Origin of the sequence: Polymorphum gilvum SL003B-26A1, assembly GCF_000192745.1 — a bacterium.
GTDB lineage: Bacteria > Pseudomonadota > Alphaproteobacteria > Rhizobiales > Stappiaceae > Polymorphum > Polymorphum gilvum.
On record NC_015259.1, the window covers coordinates 804,218 to 817,538 of the forward strand.

Sequence of the window (13,321 nt, forward strand, 5' to 3'; positions counted from 1 at the left end):
TTGCGCGATGCGCCTATGACAGGGCCGTGACGCCAATGCGCGGGGAGGACCGATGCAGGATCTGGGCGCCTGGGACTATGTCGTGGTCGGGGCCGGCTCGGCCGGCTGCGTGCTGGCCAACAGGCTGTCGGCGGATCCGGACGTGCGGGTTCTTCTGCTGGAGGCTGGCGGCAAGGACAACTATATCTGGGTCCACATCCCGGTCGGCTATCTCTACTGCATGGGCAACCCGCGCACCGACTGGTGCTTCACGACGGCGCCCGAGCCGGGCCTGAACGGGCGCGCGCTGAATTATCCCCGCGGCAAGGTGCTTGGCGGCTGCTCGTCGATCAACGGCATGATCTACATGCGCGGCCAGGCACGCGACTACGACCACTGGCGCCAGCTCGGCCTGACCGGCTGGGGCTGGGACGACGTGCTACCGCATTTCCGCGCGTCCGAGGACCACTATGCCTGGAACGACGCGCTGCACGGCCAAGGCGGCGGGCTGCGCGTCGAGGAACAGCGGCTGTCGTGGGAGGTGCTGGATGCGTTCCGCGACGCCTGCGAGGAAGTGGGCATCCCGAAGATCAGGGATTTCAACACCGGCGACAATTTCGGCTCGGCCTATTTCCAGGTCAACCAGCGCGCCGGCATCCGCTGGAACACGGCGAAGGGCTTCCTGAGGCCGGCGCTGGGGCGGGCCAATCTGAAGATCGTCACCGGCGCGCATGCCCGCCGCATCGTGATCGAGGAGGGGCGGGCAAGCGCGCTGGAACTGACGGTCGCCGGCCGGCCGGCGCGGGCTTCGATTTCCGGCGAACTGGTGCTCGCCGCCGGCTCGATCGGCTCACCGCAGTTGCTGGAACTGTCCGGAATCGGCCGCCCGGATGTGCTGGAGAAGGTCGGTCTGGCCGTGCAGCACGAGCTGCCGGGGGTCGGCGAGAACCTGCAGGACCACCTGCAGCTGCGCACCATTTTCAAGGTCAGGGGCGCGCGGACGCTGAACCAGCTGGCCGGCACGCTCGCCGGCAAGACGCGCATCGCGCTGGATTATGCGCTCAGGCGCGCCGGGCCGATGTCGATGGCGCCGAGTCAGCTCGGCGCGTTCGCGCGCTCGGATCCCTCGTTCGAAACGGCCAACATCGAATATCACGTGCAGCCGCTGTCGCTCGACAGGTTCGGCGAGCCGCTGCATGCGTTCCCGGCGATCACGGCGAGCGTGTGCAACCTGCGCCCCGACAGCCGCGGCCACGTCCACATCGCCAGCGCCGACGCGGCCGTGCAGCCGGAGATCCGCCCGAACTACCTGTCGGCATCCTCGGACCGCAAGGTGGCGGCGGATTCGATCCGCCTGACGCGGCGGATCATGGCGGCGCAGGCGCTGAAGAAATACGCACCGGAGGAATACCTGCCGGGGGCGCGGATCGAGACCGACGAGGACCTGGCCCGGGCGGCCGGCGACATCGGCACGACCATCTTCCATCCGGTCGGCACCTGCCGCATGGGCGCCGATGAGGCATCCGTCGTCGACGGCAGGTTGCGGCTGCGCGGACTTGCCGGCATCCGCGTCGCCGACGCCTCGGTGATGCCGACCATCACCTCGGGCAACACCAACGCGCCGACCGTGATGATCGCAGAAAAGGGGGCCGCGATGATGCGGGAGGACCGCAGGCGGGGCGGATCGAAGGCGGCGTCGTGAGCCGGTTCTTCGCAGGCAGCTTGCTGCTATGATGGCGCCATGACCCAGCGCTACCAACGCCGGCGCGCGCGCCGCCTGAAACTCGTCGTCGCGGTCGCCCTGCTGGCTTCGAGCGCGGCGATCGTCTGGCTGACCGGGGCGATTAGCCTGCGCTTCTTCCTGAGCGACCTGGAAGTGCGCAAGGACGCGGCGCTGGCGGTACAGAGCGGCGCGCTGGAACGCCTGCTCGACAAGTTCCGCCTGATGACGCCGCTGACGGCGCGTCGCCCGGACGTGGCCGACGTCGTCGAGCGGCGCGATGCGGAGGAGGGCGGCCGGATCGCGGCGATCGCAGCGGGCATGTCGGGCGCCAAGGAGGTGTGGTTCCTGTCGCCGCAGGGCGAAACGATCGCCACCAGCGATGCCTCGACCAACTCCGGCGCGCTGCTCGGACGGCAGTGGATCCCCAAGGCATTCCGCGAGGCAGCCATGGGCCAGCTCGGTCGGCAACTGATCCCGGGCAACGGCTGGCAGCCGGCAAGCTACGTGTTCGCGTCGCCGATCCGCGTGCGCGACCGGCTGGCCGGGGTGGTGGCGGTGCGGGTTCGCCTCGACGACGTCGAGCAGGCTTGGGCGCTGAGCAAGGACGCGCTGGTCGCGCTCGACGAGAACGATGTCGTGGTGGTGACCAACGTCCACGACTGGCGCGGCACGACCTTGCGCACCGATACGGCGCCGGGGCGCGGCGCAGCGATCGATCTGCTGCGCGCGGGCGGCCACCTGGGCCGATTCCGCCTGGTGCGCCCGGCGCAGCAGGCGGGCGGACGGGCCTTCCTGGAACTCAGGGAGGACCTGCCGGTGCTCGGCTGGAAGGTGGTCATCCTGTCGGACGTCGCCGAGGCGCGCACGCAGTCGGCCAACGCCATGCTGATCGCCTTCCTGCTCTGCGTCATCGGGGCCGGCGCGGTCTGGTCGGCGGTCGAGCGGCGCGAGGGCCTGATCCGGCGCCTGCGCAGCGACAGGGCGGCCGCCTTGCGGCTGGAGCGGCGGGTGCGCAGCCGGACGATCGACCTGACGCGCGCCAACCAGCGCCTGGAAGCCGAGATCGAGGAGCGGCTGGCGGCGGAAGCGGAGCTCAGGCGGGCTCAGGCCGAACTGGTGCAGGCGGCCAAGCTGGCGACTCTCGGCCACATGTCGGCTGCGCTCAGCCACGAATACAACCAGCCGCTGGCGGCGATCCGCACCAATGCGGAAAACGCCACGCTGCTGATCGCGCGGGGCGAGCCGGAGCGGGCGACCGAGTCCCTCGCCAGGATCGGCGGCCTGGTGGCGCGCATGGCCGAGATCGCGCGCACGCTGAAGGGCTTCACACGGCGGGCCGGCACCGATCTACAGCCCGTGTCGCTGCGCCAGGCGATCGACGAGGCGCTGTTGCTGCTGACGCCGCAGGTCCGCCAGCAGGGCATCCGGCTGACGACCCGGCTGCCGGATGGCGACCTGGTGGTCTTGGCGGGGCGGATCCGGCTCGAACAGGTGATCATGAATCTCGTCGCCAACGCCATCGACGCGGTGCGCGGCAGGGAGGACCCGGCAATCGACCTCGACGTCGATGTCGCCGATGGCGAGGTGAGGCTGTCCGTCGCCGACAACGGCACGGGGATTCCGGAGGTGGCGATGGGACAGATCTTCGACCCGTTCTTCACCACGAAGGACGTCGGCGCCGGTCTCGGTCTCGGCCTGTCGATCGCCTACAAGATCGTCCACGACTTCTCGGGCAGCCTGACGGCTGAAAACCGGCCCGAGGGCGGCGCGCGCTTCGTCATGCGCCTGCCCCTGGCACAGGCCGTGCGGACGGCGGCGGAATAGGGAACTCCATGGATCGGATCAAAGTCCTGCTGGTCGACGACGACGACGAACTGCGCGACGCGCTTGCCCAGGGGCTCGAACTCGTCGGCCACGACGTCATTGCGTTCGACGGTGCCGATGGCGTGACGGAATGGATCGGCCGGGACTTCTACGGGGTGCTGGTAACTGATATCAAGATGCCGAAGACCGACGGACTGGACCTGATGCGCCGGGCGTTCGAGATCGATCCGGCGCTGCCGGTGATCCTGATCACCGGCCACGGCGACGTGCCGCTGGCGGTGGAGGCGATGCGGGCCGGGGCCTACGACTTCCTGGAAAAGCCTTTCGCCGTGGCGGGGCTTGCCGCGGTCATCGAGCGGGCGCTGGAAAAGCGGCGGCTGGTGCTGGAGAATCGGGCGCTGCGCCAGGAACTGGCCGATCGTTCGGGATTGGAAGGGCGCCTGGTCGGCCGGTCGGCGGGCATGGAACGGTTGCGCCGCAAGGTGCTGGCGCTGGCGACGACCGACGCGGACGTGCTGATCCTCGGCGAGACCGGGGCCGGCAAGGAGGTGGTGGCGCGCGCCCTGCACGAGGAAGGGCCGCGCGGCGACAAGCCGTTCGTGGCGCTGAACTGCGGCGCGCTGCCGGCCGACATCATCGAGTCGGAGCTGTTCGGCCACGAGAAGGGCGCCTTCACCGGCGCCAGCGGCCAGCGCATCGGCAAGCTGGAGCATGCCCACGGCGGCACGGTGTTCCTCGACGAAATCGAATCCATGCCGCTGGAACTGCAGGTCAAGCTGCTCAGGGTGATCGAGACGCGGACCATCGAGCGACTCGGCTCCAACAGGGCGATCGCGCTCGACGTGCGCTTCATTGCGGCGACCAAGGACGATCTGGAGCGGGCGAGCGCGGAGGGGCGGTTCCGCCAAGACCTGTTCTACCGCCTCAATGTGGTGACGGTCGCGATCCCGCCGTTGCGCGAGCGGCGCGAGGACATCCCGCTGCTGTTCCATCATCTGGCGCGCGAGGCGCGCGCCCGTTACCGCCGCGAGATCCCCGACGTCCCGAGCGATTTCGTCGCCGACCTGATGACGAGGTCCTGGACGGGCAACGTGCGCGAACTACGAAACGTTGCCGACCGCTTCGTGCTCGGGCTGGAGGCGGTCGACGACGCGTCCGAGGCTGGCGCCGACGGATTGTTCGCCAAGGTTGCCGCCTACGAGAAATCGCTGATCGCCGCGGAACTCGCGCGCAACGACGGCAGCATCAAGGCTACCTACGAGGCGCTCGGGCTGTCGCGCAAGGCGCTGTACGAGAAGATGCGCAAATACGGGCTGGGGCGTGAGGACGCCGACCGAGTCTGACGGCACGGGCATGTGTCGGAATCGACACATCGGAGGGATGCGAAGGGTGGCTTTCGACCCATCGGCATTGCGATTGGCGCGTTCGAAGCGGACGCAGACCCAGGATTGCCTGCGGATTGCGTGCAGACGGCGGGTGAGCCGTTCCTGGCATGCGGCTTGCTAACCTTACGGCGTCCGGCCGCGCCCTGCGGCCAAAATCAAGTCCGGTCGCGCCCGCGGCCCAAACCAAGATGTCTGGGAGGACATTCATGAAAAAGTTCCTGCTGGCGGCCACCGCGGCCGTCTCCTTCGCCCTTGCCGGTCCGGCGCTTGCCGACGACTGCCAGGACGGCGAAATCGTCATCAAGTTCAGCCACGTGGTTGCCGGAAGCGGCCATCCGAAGGGCGATGCGGCGACGCTGCTGGCCAAGCGCATCAACGAGGAGATGAACGGCAAGGCCTGCATGCAGGTGTTCCCGAACTCGCAGCTGTTCGACGACGACAAGGTGATGGAAGCGCTGCTGCTCGGCGACGTCCAGCTGGCGGCGCCCTCGCTGTCGAAGTTCGAGGCCTACACGCTCAAGTTCCGCCTGTTCGACCTGCCGTTCCTGTTCCAGGACCTGGAGGCCGTTGACCGGTTCACGGCCAGCGATGCAGGCAAGGACCTGCTGAACTCGATGACCGACGTCGGCTACCTCGGGCTGGGCTACTGGAACTCCGGCCTGAAGCAGTTCTCGGCCAACAAGCCGCTGCTGCTGCCCACCGATGCCAAGGGCCTGAAGTTCCGCATCCAGACCTCGGACGTCGCCGAGGCGATGATCGCCGCCATGGGCGCCAACGCCCAGAAGCTGGCTTTCAAGGAGGTCTACGGCGCGCTGCAGACCGGCGTCGTCGACGGCCAGGAGAACTCCTGGTCGAACATCTACACTCAAAAGTTCTTCGAGGTGCAGGACGGCATCACCGAGACCAATCATCAGGTTCTGGCCTACCTGCTGGTCACCTCCGATGAATGGCTCAACAGCCTGGAGCCGGACGTGCGCGAGCAGTTCCTCAAGATCACCGAGGAAGTGACGGCCGCAGCGAATGCCGAAGTCGCCAACATGGAAGCGCAAAACCGCCAGCGCATTCTCGACGCCGGCTCGACCATCCGCGAGCTGAACGCCGATCAGCGCAAGGCCTGGATGGATGCCATGAAGCCGGTTTGGGAACGCTTCGAGGGCGACATCGGCAAGGAGCTCATCGACGCCGCCGTCGCGGCCAACAACGCGAGCTGAGCGGACACGTCCGAGACGCGGAAAGGCCGTCCCGGCCTTTCCGCAGCCTGCGCGCGGAGAACGCGCGGCAGAACAAGCAACAAGCCAATCGGCACCGTGCGGGGGAACTCATGCAACGCGTCGACAATTGGGTCACGCGCTTCGAGGAGGGCGTGCTGGCGTTCCTGCTCGCGGCGATGACCATCGTGACCTTCACCCAGGTGGTTGCGCGCTACGGCTTCAATTCGGGCTGGACCGGCGCGCTTGAATTCACCCGTATCCTGTTCGCCTGGCTGATCCTGTTTGGCATGAGCTACGGCGTGAAGATCGGCGCGCATCTGGGCGTCGATGCCGTCGTGCGGCTGCTGCCCACCCGGCTGTTTCGCACCGTCGCCGTGTTCGGCGCGCTGTGCGGCGTCGCCTATGGCGTCATCCTGCTGTCGTCCGACTGGCTGCAGCTGTTCGGCGCCAACGCGCGGGGCGGAGCGATCGACTACTGGTCCAAGATGTACAAGATCGGCATCGGCCTCGACGACCTGCGCTATCCGGAGTTCATCCAGGAGACCTTCGGCACCAAGCAGCGCGTGCAGCGCTGGATCGCCTACCTGATCCTGCCCATCGGCCTCGCGCTGTTCGCCTTCCGCTGCCTGCAGGCGGCCTGGCAGATCGTCCGTGGCGAGCGCGAGATGATGATCGCGGCGCACGAGGCGGAAGAGCTCGTCGCCGAGAACAAAGACGTGCTGAAGGACTGAGGGGGACATCATGGAAGCCGCAGCCCTGTTCATCCTGGTCCTCGCCCTCCTCTTCCTGGGCGTCCCGATCGCCATCTCGCTCGGCCTGTCGAGCGTGCTGACGATCGCCTTCTTCTCCAAGGACTCGATCTCATCGGTCGCGTTGCAGCTGTTCACGGCGTCGCAGAACTACACGCTGCTGGCGATCCCGTTCTTCATCCTGGCCTCGGCCTTCATGTCGACGGGCGGAGTGGCGCGGCGCATCATCCGCTTCGCCATCGCCTGCGTCGGCCATGTGCGGGGCGGCCTCGCCATTGCAGCGGTGTTCTCGTGCATGCTGTTCGCGGCGCTGTCCGGCTCCTCGCCGGCCACCGTGGTTGCCATCGGCACCATCGCCATCGCGGGCATGCGCCAGGTCGGCTACACCAAGGAATTCGCCGCCGGCGTGATTGCCAATGCCGGCACGCTCGGCATCCTGATCCCGCCGTCCATCGTCATGGTGGTCTACGCGGCGGCGACCGACGTGTCGGTCGGACGCATGTTCCTGGCCGGCGTCATACCCGGCCTCGTTGCCGGCCTGATGCTGATGATCGCGATCTACGTCAACGCGCGGCTCAAGAAGATGCCGAAGCAGCCGTTCGCCGGCGTGCCGGAAGTGCTGTCGGCGGCCGGCGAGGCCGGCTTCGGCCTGCTGCTGATCATCATCATCCTCGGCGGCATCTATGGCGGCGTGTTCACGCCCACCGAAGCGGCAGCAGTGGCGGCGGTCTATGCCTTTCTGATCGCGGTGTTCGTCTACCGCGACATGGGACCACTGAAGGGCGTGCCGATGCGCAAGGAGAGCGAGACCATCCAGGGGGCGATCCTGCGCAACCTGTGGCTCACGGCGGTCTATTTCCTGCCCGGCTGCGTCCATGCCGACACCAAGAAGGTGCTGGTCGACGCGGCCAAGACGACGATCATGCTGATGTTCATCATCGTCAACGCGCTGCTGTTCGCCCATGTGCTGACCTCGGAGCGCATCCCGCAGGCGATCACCGACTGGATGGTCGGCGCCGGCTTCAACTGGTTCACCTTCCTGATCGCGGTCAACATCCTGCTCCTGATCGGCGGCCAGTTCATGGAGCCGTCCGGCTTGCTCCTGATCGTCGCGCCCGTGGTGTTCCCGATCGGCATGCAGCTCGGCGTCGACCCGATCCACCTCGGCATCATCATGGTGGTGAACATGGAGATCGGCATGATCACGCCGCCGATCGGGCTCAACCTGTTCGTCACCTCCGGTATCACCGGCATGAGCCTGGTGCAGGTGGTACGGGCGGCGGCCCCCTTCGTGGCGATCCTGTTCGTGTTCCTGATCCTGGTCACCTACGTGCCGGTGCTGTCGACCTGGTTGCCCTACAGCCTCATGGGACCGGAGCTCATCATCAACCGCTGAGCGCGACCGGCGCGACACGGACAAGGGCCGGGGCATCGCTCCGGCTCTTCGCGTCGGAGCCGCAAGATGACCGCCACGCTTGTGTGCAGCGCAACCGGGATTTGTACCTAGGTGGGGCTCGCGGCGGCGCGGCTGACGTTCCTATTATTTTCGTGGGGTTGTCCGTTTTGACGGGCGAAAGTCTTTGCTGTCGAGGCAATGGCCGGCCACCGCCGGTACCGCGCAGCTTTCGGTATCAGACGAGCGGGCTCCCGGCGCGTCCTTCCCAGAAGGCGCGCGAGCAAACACGCAGGGAGGTGCGTCGCAATGTCATTCCTTTCCAGTATCTTCGGCGGAGGCAGCGCCCCGTCGAAACCGGCCCGGCCGATGCCGAGCAACATCAAGATCCACCCCCAGGTGGACAACGGCTTTCCGCCGGCTCGGGCGGGCTTCAGCGGCGGCACGTTGACCTGCCACTGCAAGACCAATCCGGTGAAGGTGAAGATCAGCGCCCAGAGCGCGCACAACCACGTATGCGGCTGCACCAAGTGCTGGAAGCCGAAGGGGGCGGTGTTCAGCCAGATCGCAGTGGTGCCGCGCGAGGCGGTGCAGGTGATCGCCAACGGCGACAAGCTGCAGATCGTCAACCCGGCCGCGCCGATCCAGCGCTACGCCTGCAAGGACTGCGGCGTGCACATGTACGGGCGGATCGAGAACACCGAGCATCCGCTCTACGGCCTCGACTTCATCCATACCGAGCTGTCGGACGAGCAGGGTTGGTCGCCGCCGGAATTCGCCGCCTTCGTGTCGTCGATCATCGAATCCGGCTACGATCCGTCGAAGATGGGGGCGGTGCGCTCGCGGCTGCGCGACCTGGGGCTCGAGCCCTACGATGCCCTGTCGCCCCCGATCATGGACCTGATCGCCACCCACGCGGCCAAGAAGTCCGGCGCGCTGCCGGCCTGACAGGAGGTTCGCGCAAGCGGAAGAAAGCGGCGCCGGTCCGTCCGACCGACGCCGTTCGTCCCGATCGCGTCAAGCGCCGCGACAGGCTTGGACGGCGATGGCTCAGACGATCTTGCCGAGCTTCATGGCGACGCTCATGTCGCCGGCGACCTTGATCTTGCCCATCATGAAGGCCATGGTCGGATTGAGCTCGCCGGCCAGAAGGCTTGCGAGGGTGCCGGCGGATATCATGACGGTGCAGTCGGACGGCACGTCCTCGTTGGTGACGAGGGTGCCGTCGACACGGATGACGCCGGCGTCCCCGCAATCGAACGTCACGCTGCGGTCAATGCCGCCGCCGGCCACCTTGGCACGCACGGTTTCGGTCAGGCCTTCAAGGGTCATGGGTCGGTCTCCGGAAAGTCGACGCAGCCGGCGCCGGTTCATCGGGACCCAAACATGCCGTTTACGTAATCGTCAAGTCGTGCCGTTGCGACATCGGCCGAGAGTTGAACGCCGCGGCGTGGCCCCAAGCCGGCCAGAGGCCGACCCGGGGCAGCCGGTCAGTGGTTGTTGCGTGGCAGGCCACCGGTGTGGGCGACGTCGCGGTACTTGACCGCCGGCCTGAGGACCATGCCCTTGTCGAACTGCTCGACCATGCCGCGCTGGATCTCCTGCCAGGGCGTCTGGTGCGGCGCGTAAGCGAAGCCGCCGGCGGCCTCGAGTTCGGCGCGGCGGGCGGCCAGGTCCTCGTCGGAGACCAGAATGTTCGCCGTGCCCCGCTTCAGGTCGATGCGGACCCGGTCGCCGGTTCGCACGAGCGCCAGCCCGCCCATCGCGGCAGCCTCCGGAGCGGCGTTGAGGATCGACGGCGAGCCGGAGGTGCCGGACTGGCGGCCGTCGCCTATGCATGGCAGGGAACGGATGCCGCGCTTCAGAAGCGCGGCCGGCGGCTGCATGTTGACCACCTCGGCGCCGCCCGGATAGCCGATCGGGCCGGTGCCGCGGATGAACAGCAGGCAGTGCTCGTCGATCTCCAGCGCAGGGTCGTCGATGCGGGCGTGATAGTCCTCCGGCCCCTCGAAGACGACGGCGCGGCCCTCGAAGGCGTCCGGATCGTCGGGGTTGGACAGGTAGCGCTGGCGGAAGTCCGGCGAGATCACGCTGGTCTTCATGAGCGCGCTGTCGAACAGGTTGCCCTTCAGGTTGAGGAAACCGGCGCGCTCCTTCAGCGGCCGGTCGAACGGGCGAATGACCTCCGGCGCAGCGATCTCACAGGCGATGCAGTTCTCGCGGATGGTCCGGCCGTTGGCGGTGACCGCCTCGGGATGGGGCAGGCGGCCGGCGCGCAGCAACTCTCCGACGACGGCGGGCACGCCTCCGGCGTGATGATAGTCCTCGCCGAGATATTCGCCCGCCGGCTGCAGGTTGACCAGCAGCGGCACGTCGAGGCCGATATCCTGCCAGTCGTCGTTGTCGAGCGGCACGCCGAGATGGGCGGCGATGGCGTTCAGATGGATCGGCGCGTTGGTCGAGCCGCCGATGGCGGAGTTGACGACGATAGCGTTCTCGAAGGCAGCGCGCGTCATGATGTCGGAAGGCTTGAGGTCCTCCCAGACCATGTCGACGATGCGCCGGCCGGTCTCGTAGGCGATCTGGCCGCGCTCGCGGTAGGGTGCGGGAATGGCGGCGGCTCCGGGCAACTGCATGCCGAGTGCCTCGGCGAGCGAGTTCATCGTCGTTGCCGTCCCCATGGTGTTGCAGTAGCCGACGGAGGGTGCGGAGGAGGCCACCAGGTCCATGAAGCCGTCGTAGTCGATCTCGCCGGCGGCGAGCATTTCGCGCGCCTTCCACACGATGGTGCCCGAGCCGGTGCGCTCGCCCTTGTGCCAGCCGTTGAGCATCGGCCCGACCGACAGGGCGATGGCCGGGATGTTGACGGTCGCGGCGGCCATCAGGCAGGCCGGCGTGGTCTTGTCGCAGCCGATTGTCAGCACGACGCCGTCGATCGGATAGCCGTGCAGCACCTCGACGAGGCCGAGATAGGCGAGGTTGCGGTCGAGCGCGGCGGTCGGGCGCTTGCCGGTTTCCTGGATCGGATGGACCGGGAACTCGAAACAGACGCCGCCGGCGGCGACGATGCCCTCGCGCACACGCCTAGCCAGCTCGAGGTGATGGCGGTTGCAGGGCGACAGGTCCGAGCCGGTCTGGGCGATGCCGATGATCGGCTTGCCGGATTGCAACTCCGCGCGCGTCAGGCCGAAGTTCAGGTAGCGCTCGATGTAGAGCGCGGTCATGCCCGGGTCATCGGGGTTGTCGAACCAGGCGGTCGAACGCAGGTAGCGTCGGGTGCGGTCGGGCATGAGCGTCTCTCCCTCGTCGCCGGCGCGGCCGGACTCAATCGATTAGATCGCGATGATTAGCATGCCTGACGGGCCTCGGGGTAGGCAGTCAGGCGAGCCCGGCGGCCTGTGCGAGGATTGCGTCGGCCTCCTCGTCGGCGTCGCCGCGCCAGGCGACGACCTGATCCGGACGCACCAGAGCGAGCCGTGCCTCGTAGAGCGCGCGGGCTTCTGCGGTGGGGACATGGACCAGCCTCAGGTCCAGCCCGGCGGCACGGGCGGCGGTTTCGAAGGCTGTGCCCGGCGGGGCATCGGCGCCGAGACGCAGCAGGGTCCATTCGAAGCCGAACAGGTCGTAGAGAGAGGTTTCGCCGTCGATCCAGATGTGCGGCGCGCGGCCGCCCGGACAGGCGGTCGGCCGATAGTCGTTGGCGGCGTCTGGCGGCGGCTCGGTGCCATCGGCGACGATGATCGGCGAGCCGTCGTAGCGCGCGCCGAAGGTGACGCCGGGAATGTCGAACTCGCGACGGACATGGGCGTTGAAGTGCGCGCCGGCGCGCCGGCGCGCGGCCTCCCCGGCAGGACTGTCCCGCTCCAGGTCCGGATCGGGGCGGAAATGACCCATGGAGTCGGCGAAGGCGCGGGCATAGCCGGTGTTGCGCACCGCGACCGGGCGGCGCTCCGCCGCGTAGCTGTCGAGCAACGACGGCGCCGCGATGCCCTTGACGACGGCGGCGAGCTTCCAGCCGAGGTTGACGGCGTCCTCGATTGCCGTGTTGTAGCCGAGCCCGCCGGCGGGGGTGAACAGATGCGCCGCATCGCCACCGATGAAGACGCGGTCCGCCTGCATGCCGTCCGACACCAGGGCATGGCCGGCGGTCCAGCCGCCGCGCGACAGGATCTCGATCTCGAAATCCGCAGGCGGCGCGCCGGCAAAGACCGCCTGCAGGACCATCGCCCGCGCGCGCTCGTCGGTTATCGCCTCCTCGTCCTCGCCGTCCTTCAGCTGAGTGTGGAAGGCGAATTCGTCGCGCCCGTTGACGCTGGCCATGAAACTGCGCCGCTCGGAATTGAAGGTGCAGTACATCCAAGCGCGCTTGTGCGGGACGACGTCATAGAAGGCGGGAGCCCGCAGGTAGACGGCGTACATGCGCCCGCCCATGAAGTCGCGGACGACGCCGGTCTCGCCGGCATAGGAAAAGCCCAGCTTCTGGCGCACGAAGCTGCGAGCGCCGTCGGCGCCGACCAGCCACAGGCCGGACACCGTTGTCCGGCTGCCGTCCGAAACGTTCTCGACCTCCGCCACTACGCCGTCGCCGGTGTCGGTGAAGTCCCGGAGCCTCCAGCCGTAGTTGACGGAGATCCCGTCCAGCGCTTCGGCCTTGGCGCGCAGGACCTTCTCGACGAACTTCTGCGATACGCGGTGGGGAAGTTCGGACGTGCTCCAGGCACCCTTCGAGTGCTTGGCGACATCCGCGGCCCGGGATGCGGACGGCAGTTCGATGCGCGCCAGTTCATGCGCCGTGTGGCGGGTGAAATAGGCGATGTCGGTCGGATAGTCCGAAGGCAGGCCGAGCGCCCGAATCTCGTCGGCGAAACCGAGCCGCCGATAGTGCTCCATGGTACGGGCCTGGGTGGCGTTGGCCTGCGGATTGAAGGCCGTGTCCGGCTTCAGATCGACAAGCACGGCGGTCACGCCGCGCCGACCGAGTTCGTTGGCCAGCATCAGCCCACAGGGACCGCCGCCGGCGATGATCACGTCGCAACGATCCGGAATGTCCACCTCGA

Annotated in this window: 10 protein-coding genes; 7 read left to right on the forward strand and 3 right to left on the reverse strand. The window is 67.8% G+C overall.

Translation table 11 applies throughout. The features are described 5' to 3' along the window. The first annotated feature begins 52 nt into the window (after positions 1 to 52). From SL003B_RS03860 to gfa, 7 genes are all read left to right on the forward strand, one after another. Entirely contained in the window at positions 53 to 1,681 is a 1,629-nt protein-coding gene (locus SL003B_RS03860; protein ID WP_013651509.1) for a GMC family oxidoreductase, read from the forward strand. Between the two features lie 39 nt (positions 1,682 to 1,720). Continuing rightward, on the forward strand, positions 1,721 to 3,526 hold the full coding sequence (locus SL003B_RS03865) for a sensor histidine kinase (protein WP_013651510.1): 1,806 nt from the start codon (positions 1,721 to 1,723) through the stop codon (positions 3,524 to 3,526). A gap of 8 nt (positions 3,527 to 3,534) precedes the next feature. After that, positions 3,535 to 4,869: a sigma-54-dependent transcriptional regulator gene (locus SL003B_RS03870; protein WP_013651511.1), complete on the forward strand. Its 1,335-nt coding sequence runs from the start codon at positions 3,535 to 3,537 to the stop codon at positions 4,867 to 4,869. 248 nt (positions 4,870 to 5,117) lie between these two features. Beyond that, entirely contained in the window at positions 5,118 to 6,122 is a 1,005-nt protein-coding gene (locus SL003B_RS03875) for a DctP family TRAP transporter solute-binding subunit (protein ID WP_013651512.1), read from the forward strand. Between the two features lie 110 nt (positions 6,123 to 6,232). After that, positions 6,233 to 6,853: a TRAP transporter small permease gene (locus SL003B_RS03880; protein ID WP_013651513.1), complete on the forward strand. Its 621-nt coding sequence runs from the start codon at positions 6,233 to 6,235 to the stop codon at positions 6,851 to 6,853. A 10-nt stretch (positions 6,854 to 6,863) separates the two neighbouring features. Next, complete coding sequence (locus SL003B_RS03885; protein ID WP_013651514.1) at positions 6,864 to 8,267, forward strand: TRAP transporter large permease; 1,404 nt, start codon at positions 6,864 to 6,866, stop codon at positions 8,265 to 8,267. Between the two features lie 366 nt (positions 8,268 to 8,633). Continuing rightward, positions 8,634 to 9,212 (forward strand): S-(hydroxymethyl)glutathione synthase, encoded by a 579-nt coding sequence (gene gfa / locus SL003B_RS03890; RefSeq protein WP_041375367.1) that lies wholly within the window; start codon positions 8,634 to 8,636, stop codon positions 9,210 to 9,212. A gap of 102 nt (positions 9,213 to 9,314) precedes the next feature. Here the strand turns inward: gfa and SL003B_RS03895 are convergent, their stop codons facing one another. The 3 genes from SL003B_RS03895 to SL003B_RS03905 form a co-directional block, all read right to left on the reverse strand. After that, a complete protein-coding gene (locus tag SL003B_RS03895) occupies positions 9,315 to 9,638 on the reverse strand; it encodes an SCP2 sterol-binding domain-containing protein (protein ID WP_083812041.1) in 324 nt (107 codons plus the stop codon). 116 nt (positions 9,639 to 9,754) lie between these two features. After that, positions 9,755 to 11,554, reverse strand: a complete 1,800-nt coding sequence (locus tag SL003B_RS03900) for an IlvD/Edd family dehydratase (protein WP_013651517.1) — start codon at positions 11,552 to 11,554, stop codon at positions 9,755 to 9,757. An 88-nt stretch (positions 11,555 to 11,642) separates the two neighbouring features. Next, the gene (locus tag SL003B_RS03905) at positions 11,643 to 13,316 is read right to left on the reverse strand and encodes an FAD-dependent oxidoreductase (protein WP_013651518.1); all 1,674 of its coding nucleotides are present in this window, start codon (positions 13,314 to 13,316) and stop codon (positions 11,643 to 11,645) included. Positions 13,317 to 13,321 lie beyond the last annotated feature (5 nt).

What these genes read in the sequence shown, in the direction of transcription:
- SL003B_RS03895 (WP_083812041.1), bottom strand. Translation starts at nt 9,638, where the DNA reads ATGAACCGGCGCCGGCTGCGTCGACTTTCCGGAGACCGACCCATGACC.
- SL003B_RS03870 (WP_013651511.1), top strand. Translation starts at nt 3,535, where the DNA reads ATGGATCGGATCAAAGTCCTGCTGGTCGACGACGACGACGAACTGCGC.
- SL003B_RS03865 (WP_013651510.1), top strand. Translation starts at nt 1,721, where the DNA reads ATGACCCAGCGCTACCAACGCCGGCGCGCGCGCCGCCTGAAACTCGTC.
- SL003B_RS03900 (WP_013651517.1), bottom strand. Translation starts at nt 11,554, where the DNA reads ATGCCCGACCGCACCCGACGCTACCTGCGTTCGACCGCCTGGTTCGAC.
- SL003B_RS03860 (WP_013651509.1), top strand. Translation starts at nt 53, where the DNA reads ATGCAGGATCTGGGCGCCTGGGACTATGTCGTGGTCGGGGCCGGCTCG.
- SL003B_RS03880 (WP_013651513.1), top strand. Translation starts at nt 6,233, where the DNA reads ATGCAACGCGTCGACAATTGGGTCACGCGCTTCGAGGAGGGCGTGCTG.
- SL003B_RS03885 (WP_013651514.1), top strand. Translation starts at nt 6,864, where the DNA reads ATGGAAGCCGCAGCCCTGTTCATCCTGGTCCTCGCCCTCCTCTTCCTG.
- gfa (WP_041375367.1), top strand. Translation starts at nt 8,634, where the DNA reads ATGCCGAGCAACATCAAGATCCACCCCCAGGTGGACAACGGCTTTCCG.
- SL003B_RS03875 (WP_013651512.1), top strand. Translation starts at nt 5,118, where the DNA reads ATGAAAAAGTTCCTGCTGGCGGCCACCGCGGCCGTCTCCTTCGCCCTT.